The sequence below is a fragment of the Cronobacter malonaticus LMG 23826 genome (assembly GCF_001277215.2).
Lineage (GTDB): Bacteria > Pseudomonadota > Gammaproteobacteria > Enterobacterales > Enterobacteriaceae > Cronobacter > Cronobacter malonaticus.
Genome location: NZ_CP013940.1, coordinates 755,564 through 768,734 on the forward strand (window position 1 = coordinate 755,564; position 13,171 = coordinate 768,734).

The 13,171-nt window shown below is 57.4% G+C and carries 13 protein-coding genes; 10 read left to right on the forward strand and 3 right to left on the reverse strand.

What is annotated here, in order from left to right:
• Positions 1-142: 142 nt before the first annotated feature.
• From AFK66_RS03545 to AFK66_RS03555, 3 genes are read left to right on the forward strand one after another with little or no spacing between them, the layout of a single operon-like run.
• A complete protein-coding gene (locus AFK66_RS03545; protein ID WP_071602995.1) occupies positions 143-760 on the forward strand; it encodes a non-oxidative hydroxyarylic acid decarboxylases subunit B in 618 nt (205 codons plus the stop codon).
• Positions 750-2,180, forward strand: coding sequence for a non-oxidative hydroxyarylic acid decarboxylases subunit C (locus AFK66_RS03550; protein ID WP_023898090.1), 1,431 nt, complete (start codon positions 750-752; stop codon positions 2,178-2,180). Before AFK66_RS03545 ends, AFK66_RS03550 begins: the two co-directional genes overlap by 11 nt.
• A gap of 9 nt (positions 2,181-2,189) precedes the next feature.
• A complete protein-coding gene (locus AFK66_RS03555) occupies positions 2,190-2,426 on the forward strand; it encodes a non-oxidative hydroxyarylic acid decarboxylases subunit D (RefSeq protein WP_032983230.1) in 237 nt (78 codons plus the stop codon).
• Positions 2,427-2,646: 220 nt separating this feature from the next.
• Here AFK66_RS03555 and mutS read toward each other — a convergent pair whose 3' ends face one another.
• Positions 2,647-5,208, reverse strand: a complete 2,562-nt coding sequence (gene mutS, locus AFK66_RS03560; RefSeq protein ID WP_032983231.1) for a DNA mismatch repair protein MutS — start codon at positions 5,206-5,208, stop codon at positions 2,647-2,649.
• 568 nt (positions 5,209-5,776) lie between these two features.
• Between mutS and AFK66_RS03565 the strand changes: the two genes are divergently transcribed.
• Positions 5,777-6,178 carry a BPSL0067 family protein gene (locus tag AFK66_RS03565; protein ID WP_007777681.1) on the forward strand — a complete coding sequence of 134 codons (402 nt, stop codon included), beginning with the start codon at positions 5,777-5,779 and terminating at the stop codon, positions 6,176-6,178.
• A complete protein-coding gene (locus AFK66_RS03570) occupies positions 6,165-6,530 on the forward strand; it encodes an STY0301 family protein (RefSeq protein WP_007777680.1) in 366 nt (121 codons plus the stop codon). The genes AFK66_RS03565 and AFK66_RS03570 overlap by 14 nt, the downstream gene beginning before the upstream one ends.
• A gap of 72 nt (positions 6,531-6,602) precedes the next feature.
• Here the strand turns inward: AFK66_RS03570 and AFK66_RS03575 are convergent, their stop codons facing one another.
• Entirely contained in the window at positions 6,603-7,307 is a 705-nt protein-coding gene (locus AFK66_RS03575; RefSeq protein ID WP_007777679.1) for a GNAT family N-acetyltransferase, read from the reverse strand.
• 206 nt (positions 7,308-7,513) lie between these two features.
• Here AFK66_RS03575 and tcp point away from each other — a divergent pair, with 206 nt between their 5' ends.
• On the forward strand, positions 7,514-9,181 hold the full coding sequence (gene tcp / locus AFK66_RS03580) for a methyl-accepting chemotaxis citrate transducer (RefSeq protein WP_007777677.1): 1,668 nt from the start codon (positions 7,514-7,516) through the stop codon (positions 9,179-9,181).
• Positions 9,182-9,249: 68 nt separating this feature from the next.
• On the opposite strand, the gene AFK66_RS03585 is transcribed toward tcp, so the two are convergent.
• Positions 9,250-9,462, reverse strand: a complete 213-nt coding sequence (locus AFK66_RS03585) for a KTSC domain-containing protein (RefSeq protein ID WP_007870378.1) — start codon at positions 9,460-9,462, stop codon at positions 9,250-9,252.
• A gap of 172 nt (positions 9,463-9,634) precedes the next feature.
• Between AFK66_RS03585 and AFK66_RS03590 the strand changes: the two genes are divergently transcribed.
• From AFK66_RS03590 to mltB, 4 genes are all read left to right on the forward strand, one after another.
• Positions 9,635-10,402, forward strand: a complete 768-nt coding sequence (locus tag AFK66_RS03590; protein ID WP_007777675.1) for a basic amino acid ABC transporter substrate-binding protein — start codon at positions 9,635-9,637, stop codon at positions 10,400-10,402.
• 73 nt (positions 10,403-10,475) lie between these two features.
• Entirely contained in the window at positions 10,476-11,240 is a 765-nt protein-coding gene (locus AFK66_RS03595; RefSeq protein ID WP_032968382.1) for an amino acid ABC transporter permease, read from the forward strand.
• Complete coding sequence (locus AFK66_RS03600) at positions 11,227-11,949, forward strand: amino acid ABC transporter ATP-binding protein (RefSeq protein WP_007777670.1); 723 nt, start codon at positions 11,227-11,229, stop codon at positions 11,947-11,949. Before AFK66_RS03595 ends, AFK66_RS03600 begins: the two co-directional genes overlap by 14 nt.
• Before the next feature lie 114 nt (positions 11,950-12,063).
• Positions 12,064-13,146, forward strand: coding sequence for a lytic murein transglycosylase B (gene mltB / locus AFK66_RS03605; RefSeq protein ID WP_004387895.1), 1,083 nt, complete (start codon positions 12,064-12,066; stop codon positions 13,144-13,146).
• Positions 13,147-13,171: the final 25 nt, after the last annotated feature.

Below are 13,171 nucleotides of genomic sequence, written 5' to 3' on the forward strand. Positions count from 1 at the left end.
ATAATAACCGCTGCGGGGCTGAAAGCTAACGCGGTGGTTTTTAGCAAAAAGTGTGACTGTACACGAACGATCTTGCCAGATTCACCTGTCCGGCGTACTTTTAATTTATATGTTCGTACACGAACAATAATTGAGGTAACGCATGAGGATAATTGTCGGAATGACGGGCGCAACCGGCGCGCCGCTTGGGGTCGCGCTGTTGCAGGCGCTGAAAGCGATGCCCGAGGTGGAAACCCATCTGGTGATGTCGAAGTGGGCGAAAACCACGATTGAACTCGAAACGCCGTTCTCCTGGCAGGATGTCGCAGGGCTGGCGGATGTCGTGCACAGCCCGGCGGATCAGGCCGCAACGATCTCCTCAGGATCGTTTCGCACCGACGGTATGGTGATTATTCCGTGCAGCATGAAAACCCTGGCGGGCATTCGCGCGGGCTACGCCGACGGGCTGGTGGGCCGCGCCGCTGATGTGGTGCTGAAAGAGAATCGCAAACTGGTGCTGGTGCCCCGCGAGACGCCGCTTAGCACCATTCATCTGGAAAACCTGCTGGCGCTCTCAAGGATGGACGTGGCCATCGTGCCGCCCATGCCCGCCTGGTACAACCATCCCGCGACGATCGACGACATCATCAACCATATCGTCGCCCGCGTACTCGATCAGTTCGGGCTTGATTCCCGTAACGCCCGCCGCTGGCAGGGGCTGAATCCTGCGAAAACAGCCGACACCCATTCATCACGAGGAGGAAACACGCATGGCGTTTGACGATCTGCGCAGCTTTTTGCAGGCGCTTGAAGAACAGGGACAACTGCTGAAGATCAGCGAAGAGGTGCAGGCGGAGCCGGATATCGCGGCGGCCGCCAACGCGACCGGGCGTATCGGCGAAGGCGCGCCCGCGCTCTGGTTTGACAATATCCGCGGCTTTACCGACGCGCGGGTGGCGATGAACACCATCGGCTCCTGGCCGAATCACGCGATCTCGCTCGGCCTGCCGCCCGCCACGCCGGTAAAACAGCAGATAGAAGAATTTATCCGCCGCTGGGATACCTTCCCGGTCGCGCCGGAACGCCGCGATAATCCGCCGTGGGCGGAAAACAGGGTCGACGGCGACGATATCAACCTGTTCGATATTCTGCCGCTGTTTCGCTTAAACGACGGCGACGGCGGGTTTTACCTTGATAAAGCGTGCGTGGTCTCGCGCGATCCGCTCGATCCTGACCACTTCGGCAAGCAGAACGTCGGCATCTACCGGATGGAAGTGAAAGGCAAGCGCAAGCTCGGGCTGCAACCGGTGCCGATGCATGATATCGCGCTGCATCTGCATAAGGCCGAGGAGCGCGGCGAGGATTTGCCGGTTGCGATTACGCTTGGCAACGATCCAATCATTACGCTGATGGGTGCCACGCCGCTGAAATACGATCAGTCGGAGTATGAAATGGCGGGCGCGCTGCGCGAAAGCCCGTACCCGATCGCCACCGCGCCGCTGACCGGTTTCGACGTGCCGTGGGGCTCGGAAGTGATCCTCGAAGGGGTGATCGAAGGGCGCAAGCGTGAGATAGAAGGGCCGTTCGGCGAGTTCACCGGACACTACTCCGGCGGGCGCAATATGACCGTGGTGCGTATCGATAAAGTCTCTTATCGCACCAAACCGATTTTCGAATCGCTCTATCTCGGTATGCCGTGGACCGAAATCGACTACCTGATTGGCCCGGCGACCTGCGTGCCGCTTTACCAGCAGCTTAAAGCGGAGTTCCCGGAAGTGCAGGCGGTGAACGCGATGTATACCCACGGGCTGCTCGCGATTATCTCCACCAAAAAACGCTACGGCGGTTTCGCCCGCGCGGTGGGCCTGCGTGCGATGACCACGCCGCACGGGCTTGGCTACGTGAAGATGGTGATTATGGTGGATGAAGATGTCGATCCGTTCGATCTGCCGCAGGTGATGTGGGCGCTGTCGTCTAAGGTCAACCCGGCGGGCGATCTGGTGCAGCTGCCGAATATGTCGGTGCTGGAGCTTGACCCAGGCTCAAGCCCGGCGGGGATTACCGACAAGCTGATTATCGACGCCACGACGCCGGTCGCGCCGGATAACCGCGGGCATTACAGCCAGCCGGTGAAAGACCTGCCGGAAACCCCGCAGTGGGTCGAGAAGCTGACCGCCATGCTGGCTAACCGTAAAAAATAAGGAGACGAGATGATTTGTCCACGTTGTGCCGATGGAACCATCGAAATTATGGCGACGTCGCCGGTGAAAGGCGTCTGGACGGTGTATCAGTGCCAGCATTGTCTGTACACCTGGCGCGACACCGAGCCGCTGCGCCGTACCAGCCGCGAGCATTACCCCGAGGCGTTCCGGATGACGCAGGCCGATATCGATAACGCGCCGGAAGTACCAACGGTGCCGCCGCTGCTGGCGGAAGGTAAGCGTTAACCCTCTGGCGCGATTGTTTAAACGGTGGGTGCGGAAGTAGAACGGCGGGTGCGCTTCGCTTACCCGCCCTACACGACAAACATGATGGCATTCTCGTAGGGTGGGTAAGCGAAGCGCACCCACCATTCATGCCCTGCCATCACCAACGACATCCACCCTACGAAACAAAGGCGCTGAAATTATGTAGGGTGGGTAAGCGAAGCGCACCCACCACAGCCGCTTACACCAGGCTCTTAAGCCGGTAGATCCACTCCAGCGCCTGGCGCGGCGACAGCGAATCCGGGTCGAGATTCTCCAGCGCTTCTACCGCCGGGCTGGTCTCTTCGGCGGCGGCGAGCAGCGACATCTGCGTGCCGTCCACCTGCGTTGCCGCCGCGTTACCGGAAAGGCTCTCCAGCTCGCGCAGCTTCTGGCGCGCGCGCTTAATCACCTCTTTCGGCACGCCCGCCAGCGCCGCGACCGCCAGACCGTAGCTCTTGCTGGCGGCACCGTCCTGAACGCTGTGCATAAACGCTATCGTATCGCCATGCTCAATCGCATCCAGATGCACGTTAGCCACGCCTTCCATCTTCTCCGGCAGCTGGGTCAGCTCGAAATAGTGCGTGGCGAACAGCGTCAGCGCTTTAATACGGTTGGCGAGGCTCTCGGCGCACGCCCACGCGAGCGACAGCCCGTCATAGGTTGACGTTCCGCGGCCAATCTCATCCATCAGCACCAGGCTATGTTCGGTGGCGTTATGCAGAATATTGGCGGTTTCGGTCATCTCAACCATAAAGGTCGAGCGCCCGGAAGCCAGATCGTCGGCGGCGCCCACGCGGGTAAAGATGCGATCGATCGGGCCGATTTCCGCCTGCTCGGCGGGCACGAAGCTGCCGATATACGCCATCAGCACAATCAGCGCCGTCTGGCGCATATAAGTACTCTTACCGCCCATGTTCGGGCCGGTGATGATCAGCATCCGGCGCTGCGGGCTGAGCGACAGCGGGTTGGCGATAAACGGCTCGTTCAGAACGCGCTCCACCACCGGGTGACGGCCTTCCACCAGGCGAATGCCGGGCTTGTCGGTCAGCGTCGGGCAGTGATAGTTCAGCGTATCGGCGCGCTCGGCAAGGTTCGTCAGTACGTCGAGTTCAGCAAGCGCGGCGGCGCTTTTTTGCAGTTCCGCCAGGTGCGGCAGCAGCAGATCGAACAGCTCATCATAGAGCTGTTTTTCCAGCGCCAGCGCTTTGCCTTTGGAGGTCAGAACTTTGTCTTCATACTCTTTGAGCTCAGGAATGATATAGCGCTCGGCGTTTTTCAGCGTCTGGCGGCGCACATAGTGAATCGGCACCATGTGGCTCTGGCCGCGGCTCACCTGAATAAAGTAGCCATGTACAGCGTTGAACCCTACCTTGAGCGTGTCGATGCCGAGCTTCTCGCGCTCGCGGATCTCCAGGCGGTCGAGATAATCCGTTGCGCCGTCGGCCAGCGCCCGCCATTCATCAAGCTCTTCATGGTAGCCTGGCGCAATCACGCCGCCGTCGCGCACCAGCACCGGCGGCGCTTCAATAATGGCGCGCTCCAGCAGATCGCGCAGCTCAGCGAAATCGCCCATCTGCTCGCGCAGCGTCTGCACATACTCAGCGTCAATATCGCCGAGCAGCGTATTGAGCGTCGGCAACTGCTGGAAGGCGTGACGCATGCGCGCCAGATCGCGCGGGCGGGCGGTACGCAGCGCCAGGCGCGCCAGAATACGCTCCAGATCGCCTACCTGGCGCAGCACCGGCTGGATGTCGGCGCTGTATTCCATCAGCGCCGCGATGGCCTGCTGGCGGTGGCGCAGCACGGCGGCATCGCGCACCGGCATATGCAGCCAGCGTTTTAACATGCGGCTGCCCATCGGCGTGACGGTGCAGTCAAGCACCGACGCCAGCGTGTTTTCCATACCGCCCGCCAGATTCTGGGTGATCTCCAGATTACGGCGCGTGGCGGCGTCCATAATGATGCCGTCCTGCTGGCGCTCCATGGTGATGGAGCGGATATGCGGCAGGCTGGTGCGCTGCGTGTCTTTCACGTACTGCAACAGACACCCGGCGGCGCACAGTCCGCGCGGCGCGTTCTCAACCCCAAAGCCCACCAGATCGCGCGTGCCGAATTGCAGGTTAAGCTGCTGGCGCGCGGTATCGAGTTCAAACTCCCAGAGCGGGCGACGACGCAGGCCGCGGCGGCCTTCAATCAGCGACATCTCTGCGAAATCTTCGGCATACAGCAGCTCCGCCGGGTTGGTGCGCTGCAATTCCGCCGCCATGGTCTCGCGGTCCTGCGGCTCGCTTACGCGAAAACGGCCGGAGCTGATATCCAGCGTTGCGTAGCCAAAGCCTTTGCTATCCTGCCAGATGGCGGCCAGCAGGTTGTCCTGACGCTCCTGCAACAGCGCTTCATCGCTGATGGTGCCGGGCGTAACGATGCGCACCACTTTGCGCTCGACCGGGCCTTTTGACGTGGCCGGGTCGCCAATCTGCTCGCAAATCGCCACCGATTCGCCAAGGTTAACCAGCTTCGCCAGATAGTTTTCCACAGCATGGTGCGGCACGCCCGCCATCGGGATCGGCTCGCCCGCCGAGGCGCCGCGTTTGGTCAGCGAAATATCCAGCAGCTGCGACGCGCGTTTCGCATCGTCATAAAAGAGTTCGTAAAAATCGCCCATGCGATAAAACAGCAGAATGTCAGGGTGCTGCGCCTTGAGCTTCAGATACTGCTGCATCATGGGCGTGTGGGCGTCGAAGGTTTCGCTTGTGCTCATCGTTTTTTGATGTCCATTTACTTAAATATGAATGAGTTAGTGATGTTAATTTTCATTATTGAATTTCACTGTGGCTCATTTCAGCTCATGAAATCCTGTATCTGAATACAGGTTAAAGGGGACGTTGCCAGGCTCTGGTCTGGAAAACAGGGCTACATACCGCGCAGCCGCAAAGCTTTTCCTGAATATCCAGGGAGCATGATAACGGAGTCTTTTTGGCAGGCAAACAAAAGGCAAAGCCCGTGTGGTTTAAAGCGAAAGAAATGAGGGGCCGGGGGAAAGACAAGTGTGCGAAACAAACGCGGCTGGGAGTTATCGCCCATAACGCTGCATTTCGGAATAAGGCCTGGGCCGCTTGCGCCAGCACCCCACCAAAAATGGGTGCTATAAGCATTCAGAAAAGCTGTCATTATGACCTGCCTGCATGAATATAACCTGCTGATGAAAGGTTAAAAATTCACTCTTCACCAGGAATCATCTTAATTGCAAATCGCCTTACTTTCCTCCATTTGCATATCTTTACAATAGAGACAGAATGGCGGCACTTAACCATAGGGATATCAATACAATGGCATATATCGCAAACACGCCCTCGGCGTATGTCGGCCAGTCTGTCGGTAATGGTCAGTGTGTGGCGTACACGCAAAAAGCGGCGAATATGCCGCGTACCGTCGCATGGAGACGCGGCGCGTTAGTAAAAGGCAATATGTCGATTGCACCCGGTACGGCCATCGCCACGTTTGATGGCAATGGTCGTTATGGCAACCATACTGACGGAAGTTCTCATGCTGCGATTTATCTTGGGCAGGATGCGTCGGGAATCGTGGTTCTGGATCAGTGGATGACGCATCGCACGTTGCCTAACGGCCAACGCGTAGCGACGCCGCACGCTGTGAGCAAACGCATTATCCGTTTTCATAAAGCGCCCCGCGCCGAAAACAATGGAGATAATTATTATGTTGTGGAGTAAAACGCTTTTGCTCAGCGCCGGGTTATTTTTATCCGTGACGGGCGCGCAGGCCACTGTGACACTATGCCCGCAATATCCGACGGCGCAGGATAAAACACATGTTTTAGACGATGCCAGTTTGTTTGTCGGGCCGCCAGAAGGGTTAGTTGATCTGATGCCGGATAACGATAGCGATACCGTCTGGACTTTGCCTGATTATCAGGACGAGGCCAAAAAGAGTAAAACCTCGCTCTATTTTGTATGCCTGTATAAGAATACGAAGCAGACCGTTAATTTGATTGTTCCGGCAACCGCTAAAAAATGCTCCGTTGCTTACGATAAAAACAGCAAGCTTATCGCTGCCTGCGAATAAGTGCTTACTTAATGGCGGCGCAATGGCTAAATAAAATAGCGCCGCCCGTTTTATCGGGTCTCACGTATCATCTTACCTGTCTTTAAACTCCTCCAGGTGTTTAATCTGCCGCCCACGGTCGTTGAAGTTTTCCGGGCGCAGCCAGGCGCGCAGCGTTTTAGCGTGGTGCGGCCATTCGGCTTCGACAATCGAATACCAGTTCACATTACTGTTTCGGCCTTTTCGGACCTGACATTCCCGGAATGTCCCTTCATAAATAAAGCCAAGACGCTGCGCGGCCTGAATAGCGGGGGTATTCAGCTCATCAGTTTTCCATTCGCAGCGCCGGTATTTTAATTCTTCGAAAACATACGCCAGTAATAAATAGATAGCCTCCGTACCGTAATGGGTTCTTTTCATGGCGGGCGACCAGTTTACATTGCCGATTTCAATCACACCGTGCGTTTTATCGACATTCATCAGGCACAGCGTACCGGTGGGCTGGCCGCTGATATTCTCCAGCACGGTGAAATACCAGGCGTCCGGCGCGGCTTCCAGACGGCGCAGATAATATTCAGTCGCGGTCAGGGTTGGCGGGCGTTCGTCGGTGAGATAAGTCCAGTCGCGCGTATCGTCAATGCTGTGCCAGGCGTGATGCAGCGCCAGCGCGTGACGCACGCTGACTGGCTCAAGGTGACAAAAATGCCCGGCGAACATTTTCTTCTGCGGCAGCTCGCGCGGCGTCCACTCCGTCACGGGCTGGCCAACATACTGACCGAAGCTGTTTAGCTCTTTCATGGTGCCTCCTTAAAACCCGGAAGGGACGTTCTGGAACGCTCGCGGGGTGAAAGGGATACTTTGACTATCGGCCAGAAAAAGGGGGGGGTTATCTTTTTATTTTAAATTATGGCGGTGCTCTCATATTTAAGTGGGATGGATAAAGTTTGCGCAGGTTATTCCGATAACAGCTTCACACGAGCGCCTTTTTCAGGGGATAGTTAACGATGATTAAAAATATAAAAGTGGTTAGCGGGATTATTATTATCCTGTTGACCTTTACGGTGTTGCAGATGGTCACCGGCAGCCTTTTTTATTCGGCAGTCAATAATGACAGAAATAATTTCCAGAATGCGAATTTACTTAATTTTCAGCAGGAGCAGCTTGGCGACAGTTTTCAGACGCTGGTGAAAACCCGCGTGACGGTGAACCGCGTGGCGATCCGTTTTCTGAAAAACCAGCGCGATCCGGCGTCGCTTGCGGCAATCAACAAACTACTGGCGACCGCCTCCACCTCGCTTGGCAAAGCGGAAAAGCATTTTGCACTCTACAAAGACTCGCCGCGCCTGAAAGGGCAGGATGAAGCGACGGCCAGTAAAATAGCTGAAAAATACCAGGCGCTGCATGACACGCTTCAGGCGTCCATTGGTTATCTTAGCGCGAATAACTATGAGGCTTACGGCAATCTCGACGCGCAGAAAGCGCAGGATGAGATGGAAGAGATCTACACCACGTGGCGCGCGCAGAACACCACGCTGTTGCAGGCCGCCGCCCAGGAGAACCAGCAGAGCTTTACCGGCATGCTCTGGACGCTCGGCGTTATCGCAGTGATTGTCGTTCTGGCCATCGCCACCATCTGGCAGGGCTTACGCCATCTGCTGTTGGGGCCGCTGCGCGACGCGATGGAACATATCCGTGCGATTGCCGGCGGCGATTTAACGCGCCAGATTGCGGTGGGAGGACGTAACGAAATGGGGCAGCTTGCCGCGTCGCTTCAGGAGATGCAGCAGGCGCTGGCGGGTACCGTGACCGCGGTTCGCGACAGTTCAGAATCCATCTACACCGGCGCGGGCGAAATCTCCGCAGGCAGCAACGATCTCTCCGCGCGTACCGAGCAGCAAGCCGCGTCGCTGGAAGAGACCGCCGCCAGTATGGAGCAGCTAACCGCCACCGTAAAACAGAACAGCGATAACGCGCGTCAGGCGTCGCAGCTGGCGAAAAACGCGTCTGAAACCGCCGATAAAGGCGGGCGCGTGGTGGATAACGTGGTGCAGACCATGAAATCTATCGCCGAAAGCTCGCAGCAGATTGCGCACATCACAAGCGTCATCGACAGCATCGCCTTCCAGACCAACATTCTGGCGCTCAACGCCGCCGTAGAAGCGGCGCGCGCCGGCGAACAGGGCCGCGGCTTCGCGGTGGTGGCGGGTGAAGTGCGCACGCTTGCCAGCCGCAGCGCCAACGCGGCGAAAGAGATCAAAGCGCTTATCGAAAATTCAGTAAACCGCGTCGATACCGGCTCCGGCCAGGTACAGGAAGCGGGCGACACCATGAAAGAGATCGTGCAGGCGGTCACACGCGTGACCGATATTATGGGTGAAATCGCCTCGGCGTCTGATGAGCAGAGCCGTGGTATTGAGCAGGTGAGCCTTGCGGTATCGCAGATGGACAGCGTCACGCAGCAGAACGCCGCGCTGGTGCAGGAATCTGCGGCGGCAGCCGCAGCGCTGGAAGATCAGGCGGAGCAGCTGCGCCAGGCGGTGGCGGCGTTTAAGGTCTCCCGTGGCGTCGTTAGCACGCCAGCACGCACTGGTGCCGCGCCGCTTGCCCGCATGGAGCCGGTAAAACCCGCGCTGGCAACGTCTGCGGGCAGCGATAACTGGGAAACGTTCTGATCTCTCGCTGTTAGCGAAATAAAAAAGCGTGGCTCGCCACGCTTTTTTTACGCCTTCTGTTTATCGCTTCAACTGACGGAAACTTTGAAAAAGCTGCTTTTGACATTGCTGTTAAACCAGCTCTCTTTTTCGTTACTCATCAGAAAGGTTTGCCAGGTTTTCGCCGGTACGCCGAGAAACTGCTCCACGCGCCCGTTGGCGTACTCAATCTCCATAATCGAACAGGTTGGATCGTAGCCTGCACTTTTAAACGTTCTCGACTGGACAGGATGTCGTTTCATTTCAGCCCCTTGATTTGAAAACCACTGAGCGTTATCGGCATTTCACCCGCTGCGCTTGACTACCAGAACTGGCGGGGCGGGCGGGAAAGTGAAGAATATATTCTTGTTGCGCGACCTGATTAATCTATGTATTTTTATTCACATTCAGTGCATAAAAATGAGGGTTGCGATCATGGTAAAATCTTTACTCAAGGCCGGTTTATTAATGGCAGCCCTCGCGGGCAGCGCGTTTGCGGCGCAGGAAACCTATATTGTCGGCGCGGGCGGCACCTATCGTCCGTTTGAATTCGAAAACAGCCAGAAACAGCTGGAAGGCTTCGATATCGACATCATTAAAGCCATCGCCAAAGCCGAAAACTTCAACGTGAAGCTGGTGAACACGCCGTGGGAAGGGATTTTCGCGACGCTCGGTTCAGGCGATCGCGACATTATCATCTCCGGCATTACCATCACCGATAAGCGTAAGCAGATGGTTGATTTCTCAGCACCCTATTTCCCGGCAGAACAATCCATCGTCGTTCCGGCAGATTCAAAAGTGGATTCGCTCGCCGCGCTGAAGAATGAAAAAGTCGGCGTAGTGAACTCCAGCACCGGAGATATCGTGGTTTCTGACGCGCTTGGCAAAAACAACACGGCCATTAAGCGTTTCGACAATACGCCGCTGATGCTTCAGGAGCTGTTTGAAGATGGCGTCAGCACCGCCGTGGGCGACGTGGGCGTGGTGAAGTACTACATCAAACAGCACCCGGAAAAACAGTTCAAACTGGTGCCGGACGCCAAATTTGAACGTCAGTATTTCGGGATCGCGGTGGCGAAAGGCAACGACGAACTGCGCGATAAAATCAACGCGGGCCTCGCGAAAATCGTCGCTGACGGCACTTACGCGAAAATCTACAAAGCCTGGTTTGACGACAACGTGCCGACGCTGCCTGCGCAGTAATCGCGCGCTTTCGCTTCCTGTTATTTAGCGGCTGACCGTCTCTGCGTCAGCCGCCTCTTTTTCGGAAATGGACATGTCAGGATTTCATTGGGAGATAATCCAGGAGTATGGCCCGCTGTTTATGCAGGGCGCCTGGATGACCATCAAATGCACCATTATCTGCGTGATCCTCGGCACGCTGTGGGGCTTAACGCTCGGGCTGGGGCGCATGGCGCACGCGGAGCACGGGCCCTGGAAATATGTGCTGCGTTACCTGGTGCAGTTCCCGGTGCGCTTTTATGTCAGCGCGTTTCGCGGCACGCCGCTGTTTGTTCAGATAATGGTGGTGCACTTCGCGCTGGTGCCGCTCTTTATTAACCCACGCGACGGCTGGCTGGTGGAAAGCGGCCTGATGACCAGCGAATTCGCCCGTATGCTGCGCTCCGATTACGGCGCGTTTCTCTCCTGTATCGTGGCGATCACCCTTAACGCGGGCGCGTACGTGTCTGAAATTTTCCGCGCGGGCATTCAGTCTATCGACCGCGGGCAGATGGAAGCCTCGCGCGCGCTCGGCATGCCGTGGTGGAAAACCATGCGCAAAGTTATTCTGCCGCAGGCGTTTCGCCGCATTCTGCCGCCGCTTGGCAACAATGCGATCGCCATTGTGAAAGACTCGTCGCTCGCGTCTGCCATCGGTCTTGCGGATCTGGCTTACGCGGCGCGTACCGTCTCCGGCGCTTACGCCACATACTGGGAGCCCTACCTGACCATTTCGCTGGTCTACTGGGTGATTACCTTCCTGCTATCGCAACTGGTGGCGCGGCTGGAAAAGAGGTTTGGCAAAAGTGATTCACGTTAAAAATCTGCATAAGCATTTCGGCGCAAGCCACGTTCTGCGCGGCATAAACTGCGACATCAAACCGGAAGAAGTAGTCTGCGTGATTGGCCCTTCCGGCTCCGGGAAAAGCACCTTTTTACGCTGTCTGAACGCGCTGGAAACAGCAGAAGAGGGCGAAATCCTGGTGAACGGTTTTGCCGTGCATGACCGCAACGCCGATGTAAATCAGCTGCGCGCGGGCGTCGGGATGGTGTTTCAGCGCTTTAATCTGTTTCCGCACATGACGGTGCTGGAAAATCTCATTATGGCGCCGATGAGCCTGAAGGGCATGAAACGCGCGCAGGCGGTGACGCTCGCCGAAGGGCTGCTGGCTAAAGTGGGCCTGAGCGATAAGCGTGACGCGTGGCCTGCGAGCCTCTCCGGCGGTCAGCAGCAGCGTGTGGCGATTGCCCGTGCGCTGGCGATGAACCCATCGGTCATGCTGTTTGATGAACCGACCTCCGCGCTGGATCCGGAACTGGTTGGCGAAGTGCTGGCAGTGATGAAAAATCTTGCCGAAGAGGGCATGACGATGGTTATCGTCACCCATGAGATGGGATTTGCGCGTGAAGTCGCCGACCGGGTGATTTTTATCGACAGCGGCGTGATTCAGGAAGAAGGCCCGCCCGCGCAGCTTTTTACCGCCCCGCAAAACCCCCGCACCGCGGCTTTTCTTAGCAAAGTCCTCTGATGGCGCGCGCAGGCGGTAAAATTTCCCGCCTGCGCCTCGCGCCGCGCTTCCTCGCTCGGCCCAGGATGATCTACCATTACTGCCATTCGTTCTGAACAGCCATATGGATATCTCATGTTAAAGCGTCGCTATGTCGCCCTGTTGCCGCTGATGATGGCGCTTGCCGCCTGCAGCAGCAAGCCGAAGTCTCAATCTGCAACCACCCAGACCGCAGGCGCAAGCCAGGGCGGCTTCCTGCTCCAGCCGCAGCACGATATGTTGCTGCCAACCGGCGATTTCACCGGCAACCCGGCGGCGGAAAATTTCATCAACATGATGGTCAGCAAGCACGGGTTTAACCGTCAGCAACTCCAAGAAGTATTCTCACAGACCAAAAGGCTCGATTACGTGCTGCGTCTGATGGACCGTCAGGCGCCGACCACTCAGCCTGCGCCGGGGCCGAACGGCGCCTGGCTGCGCTATCGCAATAAATTCATTACGCCGGACAACGTGCAAAACGGCGTGGCGTTCTGGAACCAGTATCAGGATGCGCTTAACCGCGCCTGGCAGGTTTACGGCGTGCCGCCAGAAATCGTGGTCGGGATCATCGGCGTGGAGACGCGCTGGGGCCGCGTGATGGGGAAAACCCGTATTATCGACGCGCTGGCGACGCTCGCCTTTAACTACCCGCGCCGCGCCGACTATTTTGCCGGTGAGCTGGAAACCTTCCTGCTGATGTCGCGTGATGAAGGCGACGATCCGCTGGCGCTGAAAGGCTCGTTTGCGGGCGCGATGGGCTACGGCCAGTTTATGCCGTCCTCTTATAAAGAGTACGCGGTCGACTTTAACGGCGACGGGCATATCAACCTGTGGGACCCGGAAGACGCTATCGGCAGCGTCGCGCACTACTTCCAGCAGCACGGCTGGGTGAAGGGCGATCTGGTGGCGGTGCCCGCCAACGGCCAGGCGCCGCAGCTTGAGAACGGTTTTAAAACCAAATACAGCGTCGGCCAGCTTGCAGCGGCGGGCTTAACGCCGCAGCAGCCGCTTGGCGATCACACCGAAGCGAGCCTCCTGCGTCTTGATATCGGCAGCGGCTACCAGTACTGGTACGGCCTGCCTAACTTCTACGCCATTACGCGCTATAACCATAGTACGCACTACGCGATGGCGGTCTGGCAGCTCGGCCAGGCGGTGGCGCTCGCTCGGGTGCAGTAAGACGTTTCCCCGCCTGTCCGGGCGG

Bases quoted from the DNA above. Each gene is read 5' to 3' on its own strand.
- AFK66_RS03545 (WP_071602995.1), top strand. From the start codon at position 143: ATGAGGATAATTGTCGGAATGACGGGCGCAACCGGCGCGCCGCTTGGG.
- AFK66_RS03550 (WP_023898090.1), top strand. From the start codon at position 750: ATGGCGTTTGACGATCTGCGCAGCTTTTTGCAGGCGCTTGAAGAACAG.
- AFK66_RS03555 (WP_032983230.1), top strand. From the start codon at position 2,190: ATGATTTGTCCACGTTGTGCCGATGGAACCATCGAAATTATGGCGACG.
- mutS (WP_032983231.1), bottom strand. From the start codon at position 5,208: ATGAGCACAAGCGAAACCTTCGACGCCCACACGCCCATGATGCAGCAG.
- AFK66_RS03565 (WP_007777681.1), top strand. From the start codon at position 5,777: ATGGCATATATCGCAAACACGCCCTCGGCGTATGTCGGCCAGTCTGTC.
- AFK66_RS03570 (WP_007777680.1), top strand. From the start codon at position 6,165: ATGTTGTGGAGTAAAACGCTTTTGCTCAGCGCCGGGTTATTTTTATCC.
- AFK66_RS03575 (WP_007777679.1), bottom strand. From the start codon at position 7,307: ATGAAAGAGCTAAACAGCTTCGGTCAGTATGTTGGCCAGCCCGTGACG.
- tcp (WP_007777677.1), top strand. From the start codon at position 7,514: ATGATTAAAAATATAAAAGTGGTTAGCGGGATTATTATTATCCTGTTG.
- AFK66_RS03585 (WP_007870378.1), bottom strand. From the start codon at position 9,462: ATGAAACGACATCCTGTCCAGTCGAGAACGTTTAAAAGTGCAGGCTAC.
- AFK66_RS03590 (WP_007777675.1), top strand. From the start codon at position 9,635: ATGGTAAAATCTTTACTCAAGGCCGGTTTATTAATGGCAGCCCTCGCG.
- AFK66_RS03595 (WP_032968382.1), top strand. From the start codon at position 10,476: ATGTCAGGATTTCATTGGGAGATAATCCAGGAGTATGGCCCGCTGTTT.
- mltB (WP_004387895.1), top strand. From the start codon at position 12,064: ATGTTAAAGCGTCGCTATGTCGCCCTGTTGCCGCTGATGATGGCGCTT.